General features: G+C 42.7%; 36 protein-coding genes. 4 read left to right on the forward strand and 32 right to left on the reverse strand.

Annotated elements, in window-relative coordinates:
• On the forward strand, positions 1-783 hold a 783-nt coding region (locus AACR09_RS20880; RefSeq protein ID WP_322621715.1), incomplete at its 5' end, for a sodium/glutamate symporter.
• 150 nt (positions 784-933) lie between these two features.
• Here AACR09_RS20880 and AACR09_RS20885 read toward each other — a convergent pair.
• The 3 genes from AACR09_RS20885 to AACR09_RS20895 all read right to left on the reverse strand — a co-directional run bounded on the left by AACR09_RS20885 (position 934) and on the right by AACR09_RS20895 (position 1,944).
• Positions 934-1,383 (reverse strand): GyrI-like domain-containing protein, encoded by a 450-nt coding sequence (locus AACR09_RS20885; RefSeq protein ID WP_193835626.1) that lies wholly within the window; start codon positions 1,381-1,383, stop codon positions 934-936.
• 67 nt (positions 1,384-1,450) lie between these two features.
• Positions 1,451-1,684, reverse strand: coding sequence for a hypothetical protein (locus AACR09_RS20890; RefSeq protein ID WP_004733848.1), 234 nt, complete (start codon positions 1,682-1,684; stop codon positions 1,451-1,453).
• Positions 1,685-1,692: 8 nt separating this feature from the next.
• The gene (locus AACR09_RS20895) at positions 1,693-1,944 is read right to left on the reverse strand and encodes a Rho-binding antiterminator (protein WP_004733849.1); all 252 of its coding nucleotides are present in this window, start codon (positions 1,942-1,944) and stop codon (positions 1,693-1,695) included.
• A 244-nt stretch (positions 1,945-2,188) separates the two neighbouring features.
• Between AACR09_RS20895 and AACR09_RS20900 the strand changes: the two genes are divergently transcribed.
• Both AACR09_RS20900 and AACR09_RS20905 read left to right on the forward strand, forming a co-directional pair.
• A complete protein-coding gene (locus AACR09_RS20900; protein ID WP_017090684.1) occupies positions 2,189-2,554 on the forward strand; it encodes a c-type cytochrome in 366 nt (121 codons plus the stop codon).
• A 118-nt stretch (positions 2,555-2,672) separates the two neighbouring features.
• Positions 2,673-3,851 (forward strand): BamA/TamA family outer membrane protein, encoded by a 1,179-nt coding sequence (locus tag AACR09_RS20905; protein ID WP_193835627.1) that lies wholly within the window; start codon positions 2,673-2,675, stop codon positions 3,849-3,851.
• A gap of 50 nt (positions 3,852-3,901) precedes the next feature.
• Here the strand turns inward: AACR09_RS20905 and catB are convergent, their stop codons facing one another.
• The 4 genes from catB to AACR09_RS20925 form a co-directional block, all read right to left on the reverse strand.
• Positions 3,902-4,528, reverse strand: coding sequence for a type B chloramphenicol O-acetyltransferase (catB, locus tag AACR09_RS20910; RefSeq protein WP_193835628.1), 627 nt, complete (start codon positions 4,526-4,528; stop codon positions 3,902-3,904).
• Between the two features lie 93 nt (positions 4,529-4,621).
• Positions 4,622-5,353: a glucose 1-dehydrogenase gene (locus AACR09_RS20915; RefSeq protein ID WP_004733853.1), complete on the reverse strand. Its 732-nt coding sequence runs from the start codon at positions 5,351-5,353 to the stop codon at positions 4,622-4,624.
• Positions 5,354-5,441: 88 nt separating this feature from the next.
• Positions 5,442-5,825 (reverse strand): nuclear transport factor 2 family protein, encoded by a 384-nt coding sequence (locus AACR09_RS20920; RefSeq protein ID WP_065681840.1) that lies wholly within the window; start codon positions 5,823-5,825, stop codon positions 5,442-5,444.
• A 97-nt stretch (positions 5,826-5,922) separates the two neighbouring features.
• A complete protein-coding gene (locus tag AACR09_RS20925) occupies positions 5,923-6,639 on the reverse strand; it encodes an HAD family hydrolase (RefSeq protein ID WP_193835629.1) in 717 nt (238 codons plus the stop codon).
• Between the two features lie 253 nt (positions 6,640-6,892).
• On the opposite strand from AACR09_RS20925, the gene AACR09_RS20930 reads away from it, so the two are divergent.
• On the forward strand, positions 6,893-7,225 hold the full coding sequence (locus AACR09_RS20930) for a PBPRA1643 family SWIM/SEC-C metal-binding motif protein (RefSeq protein ID WP_102502794.1): 333 nt from the start codon (positions 6,893-6,895) through the stop codon (positions 7,223-7,225).
• A gap of 104 nt (positions 7,226-7,329) precedes the next feature.
• Here the strand turns inward: AACR09_RS20930 and AACR09_RS20935 are convergent, their stop codons facing one another.
• The 25 genes from AACR09_RS20935 to AACR09_RS21055 all read right to left on the reverse strand — a co-directional run bounded on the left by AACR09_RS20935 (position 7,330) and on the right by AACR09_RS21055 (position 21,061).
• Positions 7,330-7,572 (reverse strand): hypothetical protein, encoded by a 243-nt coding sequence (locus AACR09_RS20935; protein ID WP_133150082.1) that lies wholly within the window; start codon positions 7,570-7,572, stop codon positions 7,330-7,332.
• Between the two features lie 132 nt (positions 7,573-7,704).
• Entirely contained in the window at positions 7,705-8,220 is a 516-nt protein-coding gene (locus AACR09_RS20940; RefSeq protein WP_193835630.1) for an adenylate kinase, read from the reverse strand.
• Positions 8,221-8,485: 265 nt separating this feature from the next.
• Complete coding sequence (locus AACR09_RS20945; RefSeq protein ID WP_029406454.1) at positions 8,486-8,944, reverse strand: DUF302 domain-containing protein; 459 nt, start codon at positions 8,942-8,944, stop codon at positions 8,486-8,488.
• Positions 8,945-9,144: 200 nt separating this feature from the next.
• A complete protein-coding gene (locus tag AACR09_RS20950) occupies positions 9,145-9,666 on the reverse strand; it encodes a GNAT family N-acetyltransferase (protein WP_193835631.1) in 522 nt (173 codons plus the stop codon).
• A gap of 69 nt (positions 9,667-9,735) precedes the next feature.
• Positions 9,736-9,993: a hypothetical protein gene (locus tag AACR09_RS20955; RefSeq protein WP_102570855.1), complete on the reverse strand. Its 258-nt coding sequence runs from the start codon at positions 9,991-9,993 to the stop codon at positions 9,736-9,738.
• A 199-nt stretch (positions 9,994-10,192) separates the two neighbouring features.
• Positions 10,193-10,585 (reverse strand): hypothetical protein, encoded by a 393-nt coding sequence (locus AACR09_RS20960; protein ID WP_017087140.1) that lies wholly within the window; start codon positions 10,583-10,585, stop codon positions 10,193-10,195.
• Between the two features lie 122 nt (positions 10,586-10,707).
• Positions 10,708-11,289 carry an HD domain-containing protein gene (locus AACR09_RS20965; protein WP_076647035.1) on the reverse strand — a complete coding sequence of 194 codons (582 nt, stop codon included), beginning with the start codon at positions 11,287-11,289 and terminating at the stop codon, positions 10,708-10,710.
• A gap of 67 nt (positions 11,290-11,356) precedes the next feature.
• Positions 11,357-11,764, reverse strand: a complete 408-nt coding sequence (locus AACR09_RS20970; RefSeq protein ID WP_193835632.1) for a GNAT family N-acetyltransferase — start codon at positions 11,762-11,764, stop codon at positions 11,357-11,359.
• A gap of 86 nt (positions 11,765-11,850) precedes the next feature.
• The gene (locus AACR09_RS20975; RefSeq protein WP_017087137.1) at positions 11,851-12,273 is read right to left on the reverse strand and encodes a GNAT family N-acetyltransferase; all 423 of its coding nucleotides are present in this window, start codon (positions 12,271-12,273) and stop codon (positions 11,851-11,853) included.
• 56 nt (positions 12,274-12,329) lie between these two features.
• Positions 12,330-12,746, reverse strand: a complete 417-nt coding sequence (locus AACR09_RS20980; RefSeq protein ID WP_009846821.1) for a VOC family protein — start codon at positions 12,744-12,746, stop codon at positions 12,330-12,332.
• A 110-nt stretch (positions 12,747-12,856) separates the two neighbouring features.
• On the reverse strand, positions 12,857-13,471 hold the full coding sequence (locus AACR09_RS20985) for a LysE family translocator (RefSeq protein ID WP_108192592.1): 615 nt from the start codon (positions 13,469-13,471) through the stop codon (positions 12,857-12,859).
• Between the two features lie 78 nt (positions 13,472-13,549).
• A complete protein-coding gene (locus tag AACR09_RS20990; protein WP_193835633.1) occupies positions 13,550-13,894 on the reverse strand; it encodes a VOC family protein in 345 nt (114 codons plus the stop codon).
• An 88-nt stretch (positions 13,895-13,982) separates the two neighbouring features.
• Positions 13,983-14,453 (reverse strand): GNAT family N-acetyltransferase, encoded by a 471-nt coding sequence (locus AACR09_RS20995; protein ID WP_102534704.1) that lies wholly within the window; start codon positions 14,451-14,453, stop codon positions 13,983-13,985.
• A 36-nt stretch (positions 14,454-14,489) separates the two neighbouring features.
• The gene (locus AACR09_RS21000) at positions 14,490-14,846 is read right to left on the reverse strand and encodes a hypothetical protein (RefSeq protein WP_050649971.1); all 357 of its coding nucleotides are present in this window, start codon (positions 14,844-14,846) and stop codon (positions 14,490-14,492) included.
• Positions 14,847-14,935: 89 nt separating this feature from the next.
• On the reverse strand, positions 14,936-15,370 hold the full coding sequence (locus tag AACR09_RS21005) for a GNAT family N-acetyltransferase (RefSeq protein ID WP_193835634.1): 435 nt from the start codon (positions 15,368-15,370) through the stop codon (positions 14,936-14,938).
• Positions 15,371-15,404: 34 nt separating this feature from the next.
• Positions 15,405-15,824: a GNAT family N-acetyltransferase gene (locus AACR09_RS21010; RefSeq protein WP_017083596.1), complete on the reverse strand. Its 420-nt coding sequence runs from the start codon at positions 15,822-15,824 to the stop codon at positions 15,405-15,407.
• Positions 15,825-15,950: 126 nt separating this feature from the next.
• On the reverse strand, positions 15,951-16,871 hold the full coding sequence (locus AACR09_RS21015) for an alpha/beta hydrolase (RefSeq protein WP_017083595.1): 921 nt from the start codon (positions 16,869-16,871) through the stop codon (positions 15,951-15,953).
• Between the two features lie 222 nt (positions 16,872-17,093).
• A complete protein-coding gene (locus tag AACR09_RS21020) occupies positions 17,094-17,525 on the reverse strand; it encodes a DUF2000 domain-containing protein (protein WP_054541346.1) in 432 nt (143 codons plus the stop codon).
• A gap of 151 nt (positions 17,526-17,676) precedes the next feature.
• Positions 17,677-18,084 (reverse strand): bleomycin resistance protein, encoded by a 408-nt coding sequence (locus tag AACR09_RS21025; protein ID WP_017083593.1) that lies wholly within the window; start codon positions 18,082-18,084, stop codon positions 17,677-17,679.
• An 87-nt stretch (positions 18,085-18,171) separates the two neighbouring features.
• Entirely contained in the window at positions 18,172-18,609 is a 438-nt protein-coding gene (locus AACR09_RS21030) for an NUDIX hydrolase (protein ID WP_017061797.1), read from the reverse strand.
• A 25-nt stretch (positions 18,610-18,634) separates the two neighbouring features.
• The gene (locus AACR09_RS21035) at positions 18,635-19,051 is read right to left on the reverse strand and encodes a nucleotide triphosphate diphosphatase NUDT15 (RefSeq protein ID WP_102444697.1); all 417 of its coding nucleotides are present in this window, start codon (positions 19,049-19,051) and stop codon (positions 18,635-18,637) included.
• A gap of 98 nt (positions 19,052-19,149) precedes the next feature.
• Complete coding sequence (locus AACR09_RS21040) at positions 19,150-19,407, reverse strand: hypothetical protein (RefSeq protein WP_004733879.1); 258 nt, start codon at positions 19,405-19,407, stop codon at positions 19,150-19,152.
• A gap of 96 nt (positions 19,408-19,503) precedes the next feature.
• On the reverse strand, positions 19,504-19,857 hold the full coding sequence (locus AACR09_RS21045; RefSeq protein WP_004733881.1) for a tRNA-binding protein: 354 nt from the start codon (positions 19,855-19,857) through the stop codon (positions 19,504-19,506).
• Between the two features lie 139 nt (positions 19,858-19,996).
• Positions 19,997-20,554, reverse strand: a complete 558-nt coding sequence (locus AACR09_RS21050) for a nucleotidyltransferase family protein (protein WP_104215659.1) — start codon at positions 20,552-20,554, stop codon at positions 19,997-19,999.
• An 18-nt stretch (positions 20,555-20,572) separates the two neighbouring features.
• The gene (locus tag AACR09_RS21055) at positions 20,573-21,061 is read right to left on the reverse strand and encodes a GNAT family N-acetyltransferase (protein ID WP_193835635.1); all 489 of its coding nucleotides are present in this window, start codon (positions 21,059-21,061) and stop codon (positions 20,573-20,575) included.
• Between the last annotated feature and the right edge of the window lie 72 nt (positions 21,062-21,133).

Raw genomic sequence — 21,133 nt, forward strand, 5'->3', positions numbered from 1 at the left:
ATTGCTTGGGCACCCAAGGTTGCAGAAGAGTTCGGCCTAGAAAGCGCAATGGAAATTGGTATCGCCAGTGCAACGTTCGGGCTGATTTTAGCCAGCCTTATGGGCGGTCCTATTGCAAAGTTTCTCATCAAGCGTCATAACCTTAAACCTACCGATGAGCAATCAGGTTCAATCGATTCAAATGCCAAAAAGCAACAACAAGCCCTCACATCATTTCAATTTTTGGACGCCGTATTAGCGATCCATATTTGTGTCATTGTCGGCGCGTTGCTTAATGAATTGATTAGTCAGACAGGATTACAGCTTCCACTGTTCGTATCGTGTTTGTTTGCGGGTATCGTGATCACCAACGTAATGCCAGACTCCTACCCAAGAATCTCGGGCGCAAAATGGCCGACACGCTCGCCCGCTATCGACTTAATTGCTGAAATCTCCCTGGGTACATTTTTGGCGATGTCATTAATGAGCATGCAGCTTTGGACGCTCATTGACTTGGCGGGCCCTATCTTCGCGATATTGGCAATGCAGCTGCTACTGGCGGTGATAATCAATATCTTCATCGTGTTCCCATCAATGGGTAAGACCTATGATGCGGCTGTTGTATGTGCTGGGTTCGGAGGGATTTCGTTAGGTTCAACACCGACAGCCATGGCGAACATGTCGGCAGTAAGTCAGAAATATGGGCATTCAGCGCAAGCCTTCATCATCGTGCCATTGGTATGCGCGTTCTTCATTGATTTAGCGAACGCCCTGATTATTCCTTACTTCATGAGAATGATGTAGCTGACCTTTGTTAAGACGGTAGACCACAATTTGTTAAAGCGGTCTACCGCAATTTATTTAGGCGGTGTACCCCAATAAAAAGAGCCGCTCGTACAGAGCGGCTCTTTTGCTAATGACTCAATTTGACTATCACTAACGACAACCCAAAGCTTATTGAATCGCTATCAAAATCTCGACTTCAGTTTCACCTTTGTAGAATTCAAAATCTGTTGTGTAAGTTCTCACATGTGGGCAATCTGCAGCGTTGAAATACGCCCACACTTCACCCCATAGGTCGATCACTGCTTGAGGGAGTTCACCTTCAGCAGAAAACGTTAAGTATTTGCCTGCTTGTATTTCGGTTTCGACAAGCGCATCTAAATTGTTATCGGTGAGTGCGCTAGTACAAGCGATGACATCAAATTCACCCGTAAAGTCAGACTCGTAATTCGTGTAGACACCATACACTTTTGAATCCGGCGTTAATTTTGGAAACGCTTGGTCAAAAAAGCCCTGCCACAATTGCCCTATCTTGGCTTTGGCCGGGTCAATCTCATCGGTATTAGTGGTTCTTACTGAAAAACCATACGCCTTTACGGCTTCAATCGTTTCTACTTTCATTCGTTTTATTCCTAAGCCAATTGACGATCTAACTGTATTGAATCCAATGTTTTGTAAAATAACACGACTAATCTTGTATCTCTTTATGGCCGCACTTTTCACAGACAAGGTGACGAGAAAACTCATCCATTGACGCGATAAACGGGCCAAGGAACCAACCTTTTATCATGCCTGCCCAAAACTCGCTTCGCTTTTGATTAGGTTTGTCTGCAAACGCACTCGTCTTTCTGACCAACACAACAACATGTTGTGTGTCTTCTCTGCACGCGGTGCAATAGCATTGTTCTATGGTGTTATTCATTTGAAAGCCTATGACGTTTTGAATGAAATCTGCTGAAAATGAGGATTGTCGACACAGACTTCTAGTGTGGAAAGATCAGTGAGTACGACAAGTTGTTCTACACCTTGAATACTGACCTTAATGCACTCTTCACGGCTATCATTGCGTTGAGTATCTAATCCGACACATTCAATCTGCTCGCCAGACTTCAGCGTTAATTTGATTGGGTATCGGTGCATACACACAATCTCAATATAATCGTAATCGTTGCAACTAATCATAATACCCCTCCAATTCATCCACCACGCTAATGCGACACGCCATACTATGCAATATGCATATAATCAATCATTTACCTACATCACATTGATGTTCGTCCGCAACTAAACTTGTTTCTAATCCTATTTCTAAACTTGCTTCTAAACCTACTTCTAAACTTAGCTTAATCCCGCTTTACCCATTCACGTTTCTTCTACTCACGCCTGCTTATTCTTTCATTGTTAAATAATAATCGAGAACAAAACAATGAAAACCATGAACCATTTACACGTGTTAGCTTTTTTAGGTTTAGTCGCTTCAATGATGACGTTTAATGCGAGTGCCGCCTCAGAAATCGATGCGAGGCACTTTGCTAATGGAAAAGCCAAATACACGCAGCTTTGTCAGGTATGTCATGGCGACAAAGGACACGGTGATGGCCCCACTGCCGCTTCATTGCCACACAAGCCCGCCAATATCGCTAATAAACTAGGCGGCTTTTTTACCAGTCCAAGCTCTTTGGCGGATGACATTTTAGAAGGTAACGTAGAACAAGGTATGCCAACGTGGAAAGGGACAATTACCAAGCAAGATGCTCTGGATATTCTGACGTACGTAGAAACTATCCAATAGTAAACGCTGTTCCATTCGCCTTTTGAACAGATATATCGGTTAATACTCCTCGTTCTATTGCGCTATCTATTTGATTGATTACACTCAATTTAATGGATAGTGAATAATACGGAATGTTATGACCTTTAAACCTTTAGCACTAAGTAGCCTGATACTTGTTTCTACGGCGACACACGCTGTCAGCTTTATCGATGAAATTGATGGCCAACTCGATATGGGAGAATACCTCGCAGAAAATGCCTACGGTTTTCTTCCTGTTCCAATTCTCATTACTGAGCCTGCGGTAGGATACGGTGGCGGCTTCACTGGTATCTTCATGCACGAATCTGAAGAGCAAAAAAACACACGTAAAGAACTCGCGGAAAAATCCATCGATGGTGGCGCCCAGCTTCTCACCCCTGCAATCACTGCGATTGGCGGCTTTGCGACAGAGAATGGCACTTGGATGGCGTTTGTTGGCCACAAGCGCAGTTGGAATGAGGACTCTATACGCTACCTTGGTGGATTAGGTTATGGCGATATCAACATGACCTTTTATAGACAAAGCTCTCCGAACGCCTTGTCTCCACTCGATCCAAACGAAGGTGTTGAGCTTGGACTCAAAGGCATGGGCGGGATACAGAAACTCCAATTTAGAGTACCTGACTCCCAATGGTTACTGGGGGTTTCTCAACAGTTCTTCGCACCAACACTCTCACTTAATAATCATCCTAAAGCGCAAGAAATCTTAAACAACATTGGCAACACGTCACCGACCTCTTCCGGTTTGGGTCTAATCGCCGAGTACGACAGCAAGAACAGCTTCTTGAATCCGACGCAAGGCTACAACTATGTCGCGGAATACCTTTGGTTTGGTGATGCGATTGGCAGTGATTACACCTATCAAACGTTTAATTTGGAAGGGCTGAACTATTGGGAGTTAAACAAGGAGTGGAATTTAGCGTTGCGAGGACAGTACAAATCATTGTCGACCAATGAACGCGTGCTTTCTCCTCAATATTACCCAGACATTGAACTGAGAGGTATCGCCCGCAATCGCTATCAAGGTGAACACACGGTCGCGGCAGAAGTTCAAGTAAGCAAACAGTGGACACCACGTTGGTCAACCGCGGTGTTTACGGGAATTGGCTATGCGGGTGACAGCGATAAAGACATGTTTGATCAAAGTTCTCACACGGCTTACGGTGTCGGTTTCCGTTACCTTATTGCAAGGCGCTATGGTTTGATTTCAGGGATTGATATTGCGTTCAGTGAAGAAGATACCGCCCTCTATTTCCAAGTCGGTGCGGGTATCTAATTCATTAAGCTGCCCTTAACCGATGAGACAAAGCGCACGGGGAACAGCAATTACTTGAGCGCTTTCCAGTATTGATAAAGCCCATCGATGTCTGAAGAACACATCAACGACATTGCGCCTTTGATTTGTTCTTCGCTCCACTCCCACCATTTCATTTCTAACAACTGAGCAACTTCAGTTTCATTGAAACGATAGCGGATGTGACGCGCAGGGTTTGAACCAACAATCGAGTATGGCGCGACATCTTTAGTCACAAGCGCTCGACTTGCGATGATGGCTCCGTCTCCGACCTTAACACCACTCATGATCATGGCTTCTGTGCCAATCCACACATCGTTACCAATCACGGTATCACCAGAGCGTTCAAAGCCGTCTATCGCACCTTCAAACTTCTCGTCATCTTGATAGAAAAAAGGGAAGGTACTCACCCACTGATTTTGGTGGCCTTGGTTGCCTGCCATCATAAACACGGCGCCAGAACCAATCGAGCAATAGCTACCAATGATCAGCTGATCGATATCGGTTCTATCCGGTAATAGGTAACGCGCACAGTCATCAAAGCTGTGGTTATGGTAGTAACCCGAGTAATAACTGTGCTCGCCCACGATGATGTTTGGGTTGGTCACCTGTTCTTTGAGTGACTTTCCGACAAACGGGCTTTCGAAATAGTTTTTCATGTTTGTACTCTTAGTTTCGTTCTTTTAGTTAGGTACTTGTGTTGCGTGTTTATGGTTTTTACTGGTCTATCTTAGTGTAAAAGCTAACGAGCCCTATCGCCCGCCCGCAATATCAATAAATGATCCAGTTACATAAGAAGCTTCGTCTGACAATAACCACGCGATAGAGTTAGCCACCTCTTCTGGCGTGCCACCTCGTTGTAACGGCAGTTGCGAAGCTAGTCTGTCTACGCGATCTGGCTCTCCGCCGTCTGCGTGCATCTCAGTATAAATACAGCCTGGCCTTACGCCATTCACTCGGATATTGCGTGAAGCCAATTCAAGCGATAAGCCTTTGGTCAGTGAATCCATCGCACCTTTGGATGCTGCGTAATCCACATACTCAAACGGTGCGCCTGTACGAGAAGCGGCAGACGATACATTCACAATCGAACCCGCGCCATCAGCTTGTTTGATAAAGGCTTTACTGCACAGGAAGCAGCTTGATACGTTCGATTTCATCACCTTTTCAAAGCGATCCAATTCAATATCAACCAATGGTGACTGGGTAAACAAGATCCCGGCATTATTGACCAAGTGAGTCACTGGACCTAGCTTATTACGAGCAATCTCAAATAAAGATTTCACGTCCGATTCAACAGACACATCCGCACGCACGCTAATCGCAGTTCCGCCTTGTTCGCGAATCTCATTCACTAGATCTTCAGCTCGCGACTCATTGTGTATGAAGTTAACGCATACAGCATAGCCTTTACTGGCCAACAATTTAGACGTCGCTGCGCCAATGCCTCGGCTTCCGCCTGTTACAATTACTACCTTGCTCAATGAAACCTCCTAATGCCACTTGTTTGTTATAACCTGATCGTTCGATATAACCTGATTTTTTGTTACAAACTGATCGTATCGATACAAACTAATTACTCGATACAACCTGAACCCACTGCGATCGCCACGCCGGCGCTTCGAATGGGTCTGGCCAAAACTCAGTTTGTTTTTGAATTAAACCATCAGCAACCGTGTGAAAGGTAATCACTCGGTCTTTCAACACACTGTCTGTAACCGAAACGTCCGTTACTACGGAATCTCCTTCACAGACAATCGAATTGAGTGTGAATTCCCAAACACCATTAGCTGGGTATTCAGAGTTGATTGCCGTAAAGTTATCGCGCCCTAATGTGAGTTCAGATGACTGAGGCCAATAGCCTTCAAAATCTGCGGCTAGCCATTCGCTTGCCTTGGCAAAATCATTACTGCGCATTGCATCCCAAAAACCTAATACCACTTGTTTTGGTGTCATTATTCTTCCTTAAAATCGTTCAGTTATAACGAATTTTCATACATAGCTATTTATGGACGTGAAGACATCGCTTTAAACATGCTTAAACTATATACCTCTACGCGTACTTACCGATGATCGTTAAAAGATCATCGACATGGTTGGCAATATAATCTGGCTTGGTTTGCCAATTTTCAGGTTCAGATCGGCTATAACCGGCGGCCACGGCAATCACTTTTGCGTTCTTACCCAATGCTGCTTCAATATTGCGAGCAAACTGTGTGTCCGCTTCATGGTCGCCGATGTACATCAAACAAAGCTCGTTAGACTGATCGGCGCCAAATATGTTCTCAACACATTTCACGCCACCAAACGGGTGTGGCTTTTGGTGGCCGTTCGAGACATCGTCATAGCCCACTACCGATTTAAACAAATCGCCAATGCCATAACTGTCGAGCACGCCACGAATATTCAATTGAGAGTTTTGAGAGCAGATCCCATGAGGAAGATGAGCAAACTGATTAACCACGGTTTCCATTCCTTCAAACAAGGCGACAGCAGTTTGGTTTTTCTCTTGATGCTCTGCCCACATTCCACCGGCGATCAACATTTCGTCATGCGATAGGCCGTAATAATCGACATATAAAGCTTGCCAGTTTTTAGCACCGTGGTTGGCTTCGTGATAAAGCGTTTCGCTCAGCAGATATCTAGGTAAGTTCTCACCTGATAAGTGTGGCGCGACCACAGAGATAATATCTTTAGTAATTGCGATATTCTTTGGAACTGAATTCACTAAGGTTCCATCGTAATCCCACAGGATGGCATCTAACTTCATGGGGTATCTCGTTGTTTAAATTGACGATTTCAATTTATCACTTGAGGCCCTGTTAAGGGAAATCTTATTGTCTTGAGTTTCAAAATTAGTCTAATTAGAACAAAGCAATAAAACAAATAATTGCTGGCAAACAAAAACCAACAATCTTTACTCACATCACTGCTTTATCAATTGGAATATATGCGTATAATCCCCCGCTCTATAACGCTACCTAGCATAGGAATAGCGTCATCCCAAATTTTGTGAGTACCCAATGTCGAAACTATTTTTCAAAGGCCGTATCGAAACAAGACAGAACCACGTTCTTGCTGGCTACAATGTAAACCGCGATGTTAAAGTGGGTACTGAAGAGTCACCAGTTGCTGTAATGGTTCAAACTGAAGCTCGTAAAGCCGAAGTTGATGCAATCGCGGCCGAGCATTCAATCTTTGTTACTGTATCTGTTGATGCAACTAAAGAAGAAAACACGCTTGAGTTCGACACATTACTAAACAAGCCAAAAACAATGACGTTCGAAAAGACACCTAACCGTAACGACCCTTGTTCTTGCGGTAGCGGTAAGAAATACAAGAAGTGTTGTGCATAAGGCTTCTCACTCAAACTGCCAATAGCACGATGAGTTAAGTAATACCTAACGGGAAGATCATTGAGGTCTTCCCGTTTTTATTTGCCTAAGCCAAACTCACAAACTCAGTCGAGGTTGTCTGGTGTATTCAGATATGTTCCACATTGGGTACATTTGTAATCACCTGTCGCGCCCGAACCTGTAACACCAAAAGATAGAAGCTCCGATAAAATTCGTTGGAGTAAGCTCGGTTCTTTATCTTCAGCTTGTGGTGCCTTTTGCACTTGGCTACTGAACATAGTGTACTTATGCAGTGTAAGTTCCTTACAGTTACAGCAGAACGCTCTCGTCTTCTCACTTCCATACATAATATCTATAGCCTTAACTTAAAGCACAAATTAAACACATGGCAAATATGCCACATGTTGAATTAAATCTAAATATTTTCATGAAGTTATGAGCAAATTAAAGCGTTTCAAAGAAAGGTAAGCTCTCACCTGTTAAGTGACGTGTTGGCGGACAAAGTTATTCAATTCACTCACGCTTCTGATGATGTGAACCTCTTTCTCTTTTGCGCGTAATTCTAACCGTAGTCTAAAGTCGTCATTCCAAAACTTAGGGCACAGTTTTAGTGTCTTGTAACTTTGTATCGTGCATTTTATCACTGAGCTTCCATCAGGCCAGCCTTCAGGTTTAACGAACAACCCTTTGAGCATTCGCTTGGTAACAAACCAGTAGCTAATTGGATAAGGAAGGTCGATATAAACCAAAGTATCTGCGGCTTCTAAACGTGTGTTGAATGAGCTTAGAGGGCCAAAACCATCGATGATCCAGCTTTCAGAATTGATTATGTTGTCGTGTGCTAGGTCGAACACTTCACGCTCAACAAACTCTCCGTTGGCCTTATAAACAATAGAGTCCAACTGGTGAAGCTCTATGCCTGTAGCTAGTGCTAACGCTTTGCTGATTGTGGACTTTCCACTCCCAGGCTTGCCAAAAACCGCGACCTTTTTCATATGACTTCCTCTATTCAGATAAAACCCATAAGACAGCGACAAAAAACCCACCTACGGGTGGGTTCGATAAACAAAGCGCATCAACAATCCCACCATTCCTATGGAATGATGATAATTCGTTGGTTAGATGACGCTAAATTCAGTTTCATAACACTACTTTTATATATTGTTGCTTAGTTGTCAATGCAGCCAAACGTTGATTGGGAAGCTATATCATCGTCAAGTCGCACCCATTACTGGTCTAAATGAGTGCTTATTGGCTCGGTTATTCAGCTTTCGCCACTGTCGCTTCTGAAAGCTTGCTTAGTACACCCGATATCTTCTTAACCACTTCGTCACAGCCATTGATTGCGTGACGCTCTACCAAGTAATTAGGATCGTTGTAAGATAGCCATACTTCTTTATTAGAATCCTCAGTGACTAATACCTTCTGCGGTAAATCTATCGCGACATCTTGAGCGCATTGCATTAATGGTGTCCCTACTTTTGGGTTACCAAAGATGATGACTTCCGTTGGTCTCAATTCAAGACCAACCTTACTCGCGTTTTTCTGATGGTCGATTCTCGCAAACAAGGTCAAACCTTTGCTTTTGGCGATTTCTTCAAAGCGGTCTGCAGTCTCTTTCACTGAGTAATTACTTTGGTATTTAATCAAACCATCCGAAGCCGCAGCTGAAAATGATGCCGAGAGTAAAATGGCGCATAGTGGTAGTAATTTTTTCATCGTCACCTCTGAGATTTAGCCTAATCAAACTTACATTCATAGCGCCACTTCTTAAATCAGTGACGTAACCCATGTCAGTATAGACGCGTTTCCATTCTCAGTTTGCAGAGAGGATCACTTTTCTAATGCGTCTTATTATCATCAGTTTAGGTAGGAGTTATTCCATTCTTTAGTTCATGGAGTCACTTAAAAGAAGAGAGCTAATACATATAGCCCAGCCAATCAACATCCCCTAAAGACCATTGCTTTCCGTTCAATGGCTTTACATATAGGTCATCAATCTCTTCAACAGCTACGCCATGACTAAGGTGCTCATGAAGCCTTAACCAAGAGTTAGTGCTTGGAGTTTGGACATAGCCTTGTGAGGAATAGAAATCATGAAGATCTGATATCAAAATAATGAAATCGACATCCCTATCCTTCACATACTCATCCAACTCAGACAGCATAGATGTACCAATACCTTTGCCTCGGACATTCTCAGCAACACAAAAATCAATAACACCTAATACTTTGTACGCACTGTCACCAACACTGACCATACGGTAATCAAGACCAAGGTAACCGACGAGTCGTCCTTCACGGTATTGCAGAGCTCGCATATGAGGGAGTTGTTTATAATAAGAACGCTCTACCTGATGATCGGGGAAGGCGCTATTTCTCAGAGCGGTAATGGCTTGATGTTGCTCTTTAGACACTTCAATTTCGGATATGATTTCCATACAGTCCCTTGTGATTTCTGACTCATATTTATTATTGTCATGAGATTTACATCAAATGTTCATACCCAATCAATGCCACGACTTAGTCCCACACTTTTCACACTGGTATTCGTAATCACTGTCGACATAAAAACCGGGAACATTATGGTCACCTTTGAACAATAACGTCATCAGGTACTCCATCAACACGCCTAATTTCCATTGTTTCTTTTCAGATTCAGCGTTCGCTTTAGATTGAGCATCGGAAGCGTTAACAGCAAGGTGCGGGGTAAGTGCGTTGCACTGCTCACAGTGATAAGGGTGTTTAATATACTTATTATCAAGCATTTATATAAGCCAACTAACATTTATAAAGTTGATGCATACTAACAACTTATCACTCGGTTCTCGAACTTATTGTTGTCCATTAGAGTTTTATTAGAAAGAAATGAGACACAAGATAATACCATGTGTCATGCATCTACTTTAATTGGCATTGCGGTGTTCAATAGCAGAACAAAAAGAGTAACCGTGTATCGTTTGAAGTTTAGTTAAGCGCTTTAATTAGAACCGTGTATTTCCACAGGTTTGTTTCATCTTCTCCAAGCTCGATACTTGCTTCGCCCCCCTCTTGATCAAGAATAAAAACCGGCATCTCACTACTAGACTCACCATTTTCATAATCGCATGACATTTTGGCCTCTAATAGAATAGCGTTAGCTTCATGCTTAGAAAGAACACCCGAATAAATGCACTTTTCAGTTTGAGATGTGACTTCCTGTCCGAAAGAGTCGAACTTAAAGGTTGGGAAATTGAGTTTTGATTCAGAATCCTCGACAGTGACCGACACTTGGTAATCGATCGCTTCAATATTGGTATTGGTTGCAAATGCACTACCAGAAACACTAAGCAGCAATAAAGCTAAAGCAGTGGTTTTCATGTTGTTCTTATTCCTTTAACAATGGGCTTGCTACGCTGAAGTAACACTATGAATTCCCGAGTTTAATTTAAACGTTGTTAGGTTGAAACTTCTTTGTCATTCCTTGGCATGATAGTTAACTTTTACTTTAATAACCCTTTGTCCGCAGCCCCTTCAAGTTGCACTTCTAGCTCTTTCCATAGAGCACGACTGCCTTTAGAAATACGCTCGCCATTGAAGGTCAGAACTTTGTCTTTGGATATGTTGTGCTTCTTCCAGCTGTGACCATCACCATGGATGTTATGAAGCAAAGGGGGTACTCTATCGATCGCCTTACCAAATCTGGCTTCCGGTGACTCACCCGCTTCGAACTCAAGCCATAGATCCAAGTACTCGGTGCTTAAATGGCTCGGCAATGATTTCAGCAAACGCTCAACGCAGTTTCTCTCTTTGAGCTTGTTTTCTTCGGTTTCACTGGCATAAATGATGGTATCTCCGGCATCGATTTCCCCAAGATCATGAATCAACAACATCTTCATCACTCGCGTAATATCGATTTCTTCATTGGCATAGTCTTTCAACATGAGCGCGCTCAAACAGACATGCCAACTGTGCTCAGCGGAGTTTTCATATCGATCCAATCCAACCGGTTTTGTCTGTCGATGAACATCCTTTAATTGTTCAATCTCGACCATGAATTGCAGAATGCCTTTGATCTCTTCCACGATGAGCTTCCTTATCTTAAGTTGATGATTTAGCGGTGCGGAGGGTTAACCTAACGAAAGAGAAGCGCTACTCCCAATGAACCGACATTTTGTAATACGCAACACCCGATTTTTCAAATTCAGAGCCTTCTACAGCCATCCCGAACTTTTGATAAAAACCTAAAGCCGTTGTACGCGCATCGCACCAAAAATATTGGATGTTTAAATCTTTGAGGTTAGAGATTGCATGATCAATCACGTTTGAACCGATTCCCTGCCCTTGGAATTCAGGCAGCGTGGCAAACTTTCTCAGCCTCGCTTCATTGCCTTGGATATAGATAGACGCGACACAAACCAACTGCTCACCAATAAACGCGCCGTAATGCGTTGCTTGTTCGTCATCTGGCACCATGCAAAACGACATCGGTTTATCAGGCCAAAGCACTTGATGCCTAACCGGAAGTACCTCAATCGCTGAAAGCTGTTTTATTTCCATATTCTCGGTTTAAACTCCCGACTTGATGACCCTTGTTGTAATTGCAGCGCTTGTGATTGCCATGATTATTATTACTAAGCTTATTATTACCAAGCTTGGTACGTCATTAAGTGATAACGCTCTAATCCCTCTCCCTCTGTGGACGAGATAGCAAAGCCTTGCGACTGATAAAAGCCAATAGCATTTTCATTAGCAGTCAGACACTTCAATGTCAGACCAGAGTAATGTTGTTTGCAAGTATTGAGTAAAGCAGAACCAGCCCCAGAACGTAGCGTTCGCGGGCAAACATAGAGGTGATGGATGAAGCTTTCAGGTTCCCAAACAGAGGCAAAACCTAAAACCTTGTCGCCAGAAACAACCACCCATATTTGCTCACCTTCTGTATCTAAATCGAAATCGGATAACTTAAAAGCGTCGGCATCAGCCCAATGAAAGGTGTCCTGTCTTGATTCTAGATAGAGCGCCTGTAAAGCGGTTAAATACTTGGGTTGATACCTTGTGACTTCCATGTCGCTCCTGCCAATCCGTATGACTAGAATTATGGTTGTGGGCTAAGCTTGCTTATCTATCTGTTAGCCATAGGGTGTTCAGGGTTTAACTGAAGCAGATCCCACAAGTTACCGTAAAGATCTTCAAACACAGCAACGGTACCGTAGCCTTGCTCTTTAGGCTCTCGGACGAAGTTTATGCCCAAAGACGTCATGCGTTCGTAATCACGCCAGAAATCATCGGTGTTTAAGAATAGGAATACGCGTCCACCAGCTTGGTTACCGATGAAATCGTGTTGCTCAGGCTTGGAAGCTCTAGCAAGTAACAGGCTCACACCGGTTGAATTTGGTGGAGCAACAACAACCCAGCGTTTATCTTCTTCTGGTAGATACGTGTCTTCGATGAGATCAAACTTAAGCTTGTTTACATAGAAATCAAGCGCTTCATCGTAGTCTTTTACCACGAGTGCAATGTGGACAATATTCTGTTTCATAACATACCTTGTTGGGGTTTTAGCTGCGTGGAATGATGCCATGAAGCAGGCAAAGACACTAGGTGTTAACACTTAGTTTGGTGCTATGGTTAAAACAGTCCCAAGAGTACTCATGTTTTAGTTGCTAACAAAGCACCGCAAGTCGCCAAAAAGCCACCTGATAATCTGTTCAATAGCGTCTTTGCTGAGCGCCCTTGAAATACAAAACGAGCTTTAGAGGCAGTGCAAGCATAGAGACTCAATATTCCACCTACAGCTACAGTTGAAATCACCAAAATCATCATCACATCTGTTGTGGTAAATGTCTTTAGGTCTATGAATGCAGGAAAGAAACCCATGTAAAACAAAATCGCCTTTGGGTTTGAAACTGTCATCAATAAGCCGATAGTCACGCTTGAGGCTTTCGTTCCTTGCTCCGAAGATGTACTCGATGATTCACTAACATCTGACGTCCATGTTGTGTAAGCCAACCAAAACAAATAGGCAACGCCTACATATTTAATTACCGTAGCAAATTCACCCATTGCGCTAGCTAAAGCCGATAAACCAGACAAAGCTAAGAATATAAAAATGTAATCCGCGATTAGTACGCCAAGCACCACTAACAAGCCTTGTTTCCAACCATAACTTAGAGACCTCGACAGAACTGCGAGAACGCTGGGTCCCGGTATGGCTGCAGATAGTAACATCGCAACAAATAGAGCTATTCCTGATGTAATTGACATGATCCCTCCCTAGATCGTTTGTCGTTCAAACGTTAAATTACTATCATTATTTCCCGTATTCTAAAAGCTATGCACCACCTATAACTCCCAGAATCCGAGTTCGACGCCAACTTGAATAACAATGGCACACATGCCGTGACGTGGTAACTCCATTGGCGGAACCACGACTTCGGCGCCTAGTTTCTCGGCTGCGTTGACTGCAGACTGAATATCCTCAACCAGTGTGTAATGACGAACAGTTGGTTCTTCAGTTTCACGAAGCGGTGCTCGAATGCCTATTACCCCACCATTAGATAACTTTGCAGTGCGCGCCCCACCAAGGTTCACATCTGCACCACTGAACTTCACGTTGTAGAGCTGAGCGTATGTTGCACAAACAACATCGACTTCTGGGGTAACCACTTCAAGATATTGAACTTTCATCAAATTTCCTTTTCGTGTTCTTTAAGGCTCTCAATCTGCATACAGCTGTGCAGGTATTTCTCATCAATAATTAATCGGTTTCATATTACTAAGCGATTCGACCGCGCATGATAAATTGCGGGCCTGCTGCGCCACCTAGATACTGTTCATTGGTATCTTCGAAGCCGCCTTTCTTATAACAGTTGAATGCTGCGGGATTTTTGCAATTCACAGTTAAGTAAATTGACTCATATGCTGAGTAATTCGCTTTTAAATATGGAAACAAAGCTTTGACCGTGCCAGTTCCTAAACCTTTACCTTGCTGGTTTTTATCAAGCACAAAAGCTCTTAACCCAATGCTTCCTTCAGGGCAAAACTCATAAGAATCTGCGTAAGCGATATCCAGCTTAAAGAAGCCAACAACTTCGTTATCAGACTTAATCACGTGCAAGTGCGTGGTTTCACTGCCGTCTAATAAAAACTCTGCAGCTGTGCCAGCGAACTTGACCTGTTCATCGGCGAGTTGGATGGCCTGAACTGACGCCACATGCGATTCTTCAAGCCTTTCGATAGTTATCATTGTTGTTCCTTCTGTATAACACGCGCGAAAAACCGACTAGAGCTCATCGCTAGTGTCTCGAGAACCGTAGTTTGGGAAGTTGATATTAAGAACGTTATCGTCCTCAAGCGTGAATAGAACACTTCCATTCTCTACACCGGTTTCGTTCCTATCTGAACATCCTAGAAACAACTCCCAATCAAACGAATATTGAAGTCGGTATTGATTCGCATTGATGTGCAGAACGTCTTTGATTTTGATACCGTTCACCACATGTGCCATATCATCGATGTATGACAGATCAGGGATTAACTTTTCTTCGAAATCACTCTTATGCTCGGTTAAGAAATTGAGCAGTTCAGAACATAACTCGGAGCCATGAACCGATGGTTTAGACAGACTAGAAAACAACATTTCTAAATACTCCAAGGATTGTTTTGATATTGGAAAGATGGGCGCGAATCTGTTACAAATTCAAGCTCAGCCAGCGCGAACCTTTAAGGCTAAACGTTACTATTATCCGAGCTATTAAACGAGTACATTCGAACTTCATCTCGAGGAAACCAGCCCAATTTTTCGTAAAACTGTTGAGCGTTGATGTTGTCGTTATAGATAAACAAGTGGGTCTTCGGGATGCCTAACCCTGCAAGGGCGTTGACCGCCTCTGCAACAAGCTTACAACCTAACTTTTGCCCTCTGAAGTTGGCCGAGACAGCTAAGTGTTGTAAATACCCACGACGTCCATCCGTTCCGACCAACACAGCACCAATGATCTCGTTGTTATTTTCAGCCACAAAACTCAGACCGGGGTTACGATCTAAATAGCTCCCAATACTTTCTTTCGAATCGGCATCGCGAATACTCATGCCTTCTGTCTGGCACCACAACGCGATCACTGAGTCGTAGTCTGAAATTGCCATTTCCCGTATGTTGACCACTCTACTCTCCTTGTATATACGGGGTCTTTATTTGCTACTTTTTGACGAGCGACTTGGTGAGAAACGATAGCGAGGAATCTACAGGGTAATTTTCTAACACCATCTGGCATTCATACCCTCGTTTCTCATAGAAAGGCTTAGCTTGGAAACTTAATGTATCGATCAGTGACGACGTACAGCCTTGAGACTTCGCATACTCTTCAATAAGTTCAAGCAACGCACTACCGACTTGCTTTCCTCTCATCGAATCATCGACCCAGAGAAACTTAATCAGTAACCAGTTTCCCCAAAGATCAGCGACAATACCACCAACTTTGTTGCCTTCCACCATCGCGTAATACGCAACTTGAGACTTGGGTATCCCTTCGAGAAACGGTGTGTTGTGTTTGATTAACCCGCCTCGGACTTCATTAATGTCGTCATCGGAGGGCTCGATATCTAATTGGTATTCCATTGACTTCCTATCTATAGATTAACCGATTGTCTTATAATAATTGAGTCTTAAATAAGGTCTATCTGGCGCTAATTGAGATATACACAGCGTCCAGATTAACCATAACTAATTGTACTATCTATAATTTTAATTTCGAGTCATCAATTTTTTTGAAATTAACTCAACACAATGCTTTGCTGATTGACTAACACCCGATAACTGAAAGAAACCATGGATTACACCCGAATAGCGCTGGCAACTAGCATCAACACCTTGCGACACCATTAACTTATAGAGCTGTTCGCCTTCGTCACGTAATGGATCGAACTCGGCAGTGATGATGGTTGTCGTTGGCAGTCCGTTAAAATCACAGTTCAAAAGGTTGAGTTCAGGCTCATTGAATGCATTAGATTTATTATTTGTGTATAACTCGAAGCCGGAAAGCAACATGTTTGCCGTTATAATATAGTTTGTGCCATTTTCCACGTAACTGCGTGAACTTCCTTTAGGATCTAGCATCGGATAGATAAGAATTTGCTGGCTCGGTAACCAAGACTCATACTTTTTTAGTCTCAATGTTGTCGCCAACGCTAATTGCCCACCGGCACTATCACCAACAAACGCCATTTGTTCGATATTGCCACCATATTTGCGACCAAACTCCTTGATACCAAGTACAGCTTGATACACATCGTCGTGCGCCGCTGGATATGTATGCTCAGGTGCCAGTCTATATTTGATGCAAATAACAATTGAGTTAGATTGAAGGGCAATCTGTCTTAATTGAACATCATGTGTTTCAAAGCCACCGCTGATAAAGCAACCACCGTGGAAGTACACTGTGATAGGTAGATTCGATTCGGTCGTAGGCTTATAAACTTTTATCTGCACACCATTTAATGCATCTAAGAATTCGTGTTCTATTTTAGGACTCTTCCCCGCTAAAACGGTACTGCCAATATAGCCAGTACGTCGCTCTTCGATGGTTTGGAGTGATGGGCAAGGTTTACCATTGGATTGGAAGTCTTCGACTAGATCTTTAATGCCTGGTTCTAAATGATTCGTCATTTTATGACTCAATGATTGAAAAATCGAGGGATGATATATCAAAAGAAAGGTATGTACATACATACAGCTTTAATTTGTGAGCTCAATTAAAACTCTTGTTCAGATTCTTAATAATCCGAGAGCAATAACTACATAAATGCTTCAAACCAAAGCAGCAAATCTAAGTTTGATCTCGAAGACTAAGCATTAATAGTGTTATTAATTTATAGGTAATACGGACATTTACTTATACAAGCTAAACTTCTTTGTAAACTCACGCAGGATTTCCGTGTCACCAAACAGGCATACACCAAGATACTCAAGGTCTTCTTCTTTGGTTTCTTTGGTTCGTTGCTGCTGCTCAACAGAACCACCTTCGATCATTGAGCTCGTAAAATCGGTAAATTTAATACCACGGCTGAAGGCTTCTTCACGCACTTTTCTAAGCTTATTTGAGTTGTCTGCTTTCAGCACGATGAAAGGGTAATGAGATAAATTAGGGTGGACATTGCCATCCAAGTCTTCATAGTCAACGTAGCAAGTCTCGTCACTTTCTAATTGATTAGATAGGCCAACGCTCAAGTGCCCTAGCACGTTCAATGTTCTTCCTAAATCCATCTTTTTGCTTAAAACCGCTATGAATCGTTTTTGGCTTTCGTCTGGTAAATGGCTCACTACATATCCTCATTCATTCTTAATCACAGTATTTGTATAACGCATTACTGGGGCGTGAGCAATGCAACCTTAGTACTCAGTTAATACGTTTAGTCTATCCAATAATCTCGAGCAAAGACCAGTATTTGGTATCCAACCACAAGGTCATGATTTAATGAATATCTTGGCAGAACCTAAAGAGATAACCGTCTGGAGTTTGAACGATGAACTGCTTCTGAGTCGCGATCGAATCACCACATTGATAAGACTTCGACTCTAACGCTAAGTAAATAGAATCAGCGGCGCTTTCGTTAACTCTCTGATATAGAGGTTCGATATCGATAACATCCCATTGGAAGTTAACACCACGCCCTAGCGGAAACTCCAGATCACCTGAAAGCCATTTTCGACTTTTGCCCGCAATCCCTTCAAGCATCACATCAACACCATCAAGCGTTAGATAAGCAAACTCTTCATCTGGGCGATCGTATTTCACTTCAAACCCCAACACATCGACAAAGAAGGATTTGCTCACATTAATATCGAAACAATAAAGCTCTGGAACTACTCGTAATGTCATGATTTACCTATTCACTAAATAGCGAGAGATTAGTAAGAATCTAATCAGGATTTCCACTCTAATATAGATTTAATTAATCTGTGTACTTTAGCTAGCTTTGTAAAGCCTTTCGTTGATCTCCCAAAGCGCGTTTCTGTTCGAGTCATATGTTAGAAGTTCAATAGCTTCTTGGTAGTCACACCAACGGTAATCTGTGTGTTCATTTGATAATTGAGGATCTTTCGTCACTTTAACTGAGAAGGAATGCTCAGGAATTACGAATGGATGCTCAGTCCAATTGTGATTTCCTGCATAAAAGACTTTTGGAAGCATGCACATTGAATCGAGCAACTGCCAATTACAACCGACTAGCTGAGTCTCTTCAGAGAGCTCTCGTTTTGCTGCTTCAAGTAATGATTCATTGTCTTCGCCACCACCCGATATTGCCTGCCAAACACCATTGTCCCTTCTGCGTGCGATTAAAAATCGAGATTTGTTATCGACTGTTTTGTAGGGAAAGACTAAAACTTGAAAAGGTGATCTCATTGATATGCCCTCCAATCGTTCACGTTTACGGCGCTAGCTTCCCAAGGATGACCGGATCGTTAAGCAAATTCGTCAGAGGAAGAAACAATGGCTCTGGTAACTCATCGAGCTTAAACCATTTCCATTGCTTACATTTATCAGGCTCTGTTATCTGTGGTTCGCCGCTAGCGTCAGAAGCAACAACAAACAGCGTAATATAGTGCTTGTTCTCTTTCTCAAAAATATCATTGGTAAAAGTCAGCTTCTCAAATGCACTAACAACTAAGCCAGTCTCTTCGAGTGTTTCGCGTTTGGCACACTCTTCGATACTTTCACCCCACTCAAGGTGTCCGCCCGGCGTTGCCCACGTATGAGCCCCATGAGAACCAATTCGTTCTCCAAGTAGTACTCGACCTTCACGTAGAATAACCGCAGCTACACCTACTCTTACTTCCTGACTCACTTAAAACTCCTTAAGAAAGAAATCCAACCTTCAACGATAAATACCATGTATAACGAATCAATCTCGATTAATTCACTGTTCTACTTCGACCAATATCTTTATGACTCTAGTATTTTGTTACCACGTACGATCTGATAAATAGCGATATTTTTCTCAGTCAAAAGCCTCACGAGATCTGGTACACATTGGATAGGCATCGCAAGTTCATACCCAAACTCCAAATGTGAAATAGACGTTGACGGTGACTGACCAACAAACGACTCAAGTATGCTGAGAGCCGTTCCTTCCCACTCTCCAACTTCAAAATAAACGTTATACATGTCTTCGCTATAATCTCTTGGCGTACCAGCTTTCATCTCTTGTACCCTGTTTTGTGTTCCATCTATGATGTTCGCTTTAAGTTAAGATACGCGTTATGCCGTCTTACATTATTGTTCACGTTTATGTGTACGTTACCCAGCTCGAGCACCATTAGGCATTTCGTTTTCAGGACAAGCTAAACACGGATTTAATTTGTCTTCATAACCAATATCAAACAACATCCCTTGAGACACTTCACCCGCCATCTTTCTTTCAGGCAAGTTCACAACAAACAAAGCTTGCTTGCCTTCGATTTCTTTCGGGTTTTCTCGCTCTTGTTTAATGCCAGCCAAGATTGATCGCTGATGATCGCCAAAGTCGACGGTGAGTTTCATCAGCTTATCTGATTTAGCGACTTCAGAAACCTTTACGATTAAGCCGACACGAATATCTAATTTTGCGAAATCATCAAACGTAATTTCATCTTTAATTGGAGCGTATTTCATAAACCAGACCTCGTTGTTTCCAAATCACATAACGCACAACTAAGTCACTAACAATGCTGAGACTAGATTCAAATTTACCACTGACGCCAAACTGAATTAAATACCCAATGTTAAGAGCGATCCCACAAAGCTTTATAGATCAATTCCAAGGAAGCACTTTTACTTGCTGCCATCGAGCCTTATAGCCAGTGGTCATTTTGTTGTAATTTACTTCTGTCATTGCTCGCTTATTCGGCTTAATCAGCATATCAAAAGCGTCCTCTACACCGTATGGGGCAAACAACTTGATACCGCCTGAATCATCAAGAGTAAACCCGATAGCAAACGCAGAAAGCCAAGACTCGATACCTTGTTCAACACGATCGTATGGCTGAATGAAGCAACCGAACTTCTTAGCGTAACGCTCATGAATGGTCGCTTGGTTCTTTACGTCCACGTCGACACAATGACTTAGCCGCGAACGAATGCGGTTTTTGAACTCATCTTCGGTAATAGCTGAGGTACTATTGAAATAGACAACATCGAAGTCTTTGACTTGGTCTAGAAGCGGTTTGTTTTCTATATCATTCCAGATGATTTGAGTGATAGCACCGCCTGCAATATAGAAGTTTGGCAAGCCCACCTCACGACATACTTTGGCTGTATCGATTAGCTCAGGAACTTGTTGAATGAGGTTCTTTAGTTTTTGTTTATTCATCGTTCTCTTTTTATCTGATCACGAATCGCACATTGCCCAACGGAAATAAGGTCTTTGACCATCCATTCGCTCAACCTCTGCACCCAACCTTTTGTAGAAATCATGCGCTTTCTTATTATGTGGACTTGCCGTCCATGAGATGTGAGAGGCATATGATGACTCCGCTTGTGATTTTAAAGCCAACATAAGTTCACGGCCATACCCTTTTGATCTTTGATTTCCTGTAACCAATAGGTCGTCAAGCCAGATTGATGGCTCTCCACTGAAGGATGAATATCGATAGTGATACAGTGCGAAGCCAAAAGGCTCACAATTCCGTTCCAATATTAATGCATGGGCAAATGCGTAATCACCAAATAATGTGCGTTCGATTTTCTCTATAGTTGTCGAGATTTCACCACTAAACCCTTTCATACTCCGGTCAAAGTCAGCTTTTTGTTCAATAAACTCTAACAAGACACTTGAGTCTTCTTTCGTCGCAATCCGTACGCTCACTCTCTTCTCCATGGGTAAATTTATTCGTTGTCGCCTAACGCCTGTTAATTGATGACAAATGCCACGCGTTACAAATCAGCTTGC

It is taken from the genome of Vibrio sp. OPT20 (assembly GCF_963889365.1).
Taxonomy (GTDB): domain Bacteria; phylum Pseudomonadota; class Gammaproteobacteria; order Enterobacterales; family Vibrionaceae; genus Vibrio; species Vibrio splendidus.

What these genes read in the sequence shown, in the direction of transcription:
- AACR09_RS20885 (WP_193835626.1), bottom strand. Translation starts at nt 1,383, where the DNA reads ATGAAAGTAGAAACGATTGAAGCCGTAAAGGCGTATGGTTTTTCAGTA.
- AACR09_RS20890 (WP_004733848.1), bottom strand. Translation starts at nt 1,684, where the DNA reads ATGAATAACACCATAGAACAATGCTATTGCACCGCGTGCAGAGAAGAC.
- AACR09_RS20895 (WP_004733849.1), bottom strand. Translation starts at nt 1,944, where the DNA reads ATGATTAGTTGCAACGATTACGATTATATTGAGATTGTGTGTATGCAC.
- AACR09_RS20900 (WP_017090684.1), top strand. Translation starts at nt 2,189, where the DNA reads ATGAAAACCATGAACCATTTACACGTGTTAGCTTTTTTAGGTTTAGTC.
- AACR09_RS20905 (WP_193835627.1), top strand. Translation starts at nt 2,673, where the DNA reads ATGACCTTTAAACCTTTAGCACTAAGTAGCCTGATACTTGTTTCTACG.
- catB (WP_193835628.1), bottom strand. Translation starts at nt 4,528, where the DNA reads ATGAAAAACTATTTCGAAAGCCCGTTTGTCGGAAAGTCACTCAAAGAA.
- AACR09_RS20920 (WP_065681840.1), bottom strand. Translation starts at nt 5,825, where the DNA reads ATGACACCAAAACAAGTGGTATTAGGTTTTTGGGATGCAATGCGCAGT.
- AACR09_RS20925 (WP_193835629.1), bottom strand. Translation starts at nt 6,639, where the DNA reads ATGAAGTTAGATGCCATCCTGTGGGATTACGATGGAACCTTAGTGAAT.
- AACR09_RS20930 (WP_102502794.1), top strand. Translation starts at nt 6,893, where the DNA reads ATGTCGAAACTATTTTTCAAAGGCCGTATCGAAACAAGACAGAACCAC.
- AACR09_RS20935 (WP_133150082.1), bottom strand. Translation starts at nt 7,572, where the DNA reads ATGTATGGAAGTGAGAAGACGAGAGCGTTCTGCTGTAACTGTAAGGAA.
- AACR09_RS20940 (WP_193835630.1), bottom strand. Translation starts at nt 8,220, where the DNA reads ATGAAAAAGGTCGCGGTTTTTGGCAAGCCTGGGAGTGGAAAGTCCACA.
- AACR09_RS20945 (WP_029406454.1), bottom strand. Translation starts at nt 8,944, where the DNA reads ATGAAAAAATTACTACCACTATGCGCCATTTTACTCTCGGCATCATTT.
- AACR09_RS20950 (WP_193835631.1), bottom strand. Translation starts at nt 9,666, where the DNA reads ATGGAAATCATATCCGAAATTGAAGTGTCTAAAGAGCAACATCAAGCC.
- AACR09_RS20955 (WP_102570855.1), bottom strand. Translation starts at nt 9,993, where the DNA reads ATGCTTGATAATAAGTATATTAAACACCCTTATCACTGTGAGCAGTGC.
- AACR09_RS20960 (WP_017087140.1), bottom strand. Translation starts at nt 10,585, where the DNA reads ATGAAAACCACTGCTTTAGCTTTATTGCTGCTTAGTGTTTCTGGTAGT.
- AACR09_RS20970 (WP_193835632.1), bottom strand. Translation starts at nt 11,764, where the DNA reads ATGGAAATAAAACAGCTTTCAGCGATTGAGGTACTTCCGGTTAGGCAT.
- AACR09_RS20975 (WP_017087137.1), bottom strand. Translation starts at nt 12,273, where the DNA reads ATGGAAGTCACAAGGTATCAACCCAAGTATTTAACCGCTTTACAGGCG.
- AACR09_RS20980 (WP_009846821.1), bottom strand. Translation starts at nt 12,746, where the DNA reads ATGAAACAGAATATTGTCCACATTGCACTCGTGGTAAAAGACTACGAT.
- AACR09_RS20985 (WP_108192592.1), bottom strand. Translation starts at nt 13,471, where the DNA reads ATGTCAATTACATCAGGAATAGCTCTATTTGTTGCGATGTTACTATCT.
- AACR09_RS20990 (WP_193835633.1), bottom strand. Translation starts at nt 13,894, where the DNA reads ATGAAAGTTCAATATCTTGAAGTGGTTACCCCAGAAGTCGATGTTGTT.
- AACR09_RS20995 (WP_102534704.1), bottom strand. Translation starts at nt 14,453, where the DNA reads ATGATAACTATCGAAAGGCTTGAAGAATCGCATGTGGCGTCAGTTCAG.
- AACR09_RS21000 (WP_050649971.1), bottom strand. Translation starts at nt 14,846, where the DNA reads ATGTTGTTTTCTAGTCTGTCTAAACCATCGGTTCATGGCTCCGAGTTA.
- AACR09_RS21010 (WP_017083596.1), bottom strand. Translation starts at nt 15,824, where the DNA reads ATGGAATACCAATTAGATATCGAGCCCTCCGATGACGACATTAATGAA.
- AACR09_RS21015 (WP_017083595.1), bottom strand. Translation starts at nt 16,871, where the DNA reads ATGACGAATCATTTAGAACCAGGCATTAAAGATCTAGTCGAAGACTTC.
- AACR09_RS21025 (WP_017083593.1), bottom strand. Translation starts at nt 18,084, where the DNA reads ATGACATTACGAGTAGTTCCAGAGCTTTATTGTTTCGATATTAATGTG.
- AACR09_RS21030 (WP_017061797.1), bottom strand. Translation starts at nt 18,609, where the DNA reads ATGAGATCACCTTTTCAAGTTTTAGTCTTTCCCTACAAAACAGTCGAT.
- AACR09_RS21040 (WP_004733879.1), bottom strand. Translation starts at nt 19,407, where the DNA reads ATGAAAGCTGGTACGCCAAGAGATTATAGCGAAGACATGTATAACGTT.
- AACR09_RS21045 (WP_004733881.1), bottom strand. Translation starts at nt 19,857, where the DNA reads ATGAAATACGCTCCAATTAAAGATGAAATTACGTTTGATGATTTCGCA.
- AACR09_RS21050 (WP_104215659.1), bottom strand. Translation starts at nt 20,554, where the DNA reads ATGAATAAACAAAAACTAAAGAACCTCATTCAACAAGTTCCTGAGCTA.
- AACR09_RS21055 (WP_193835635.1), bottom strand. Translation starts at nt 21,061, where the DNA reads ATGGAGAAGAGAGTGAGCGTACGGATTGCGACGAAAGAAGACTCAAGT.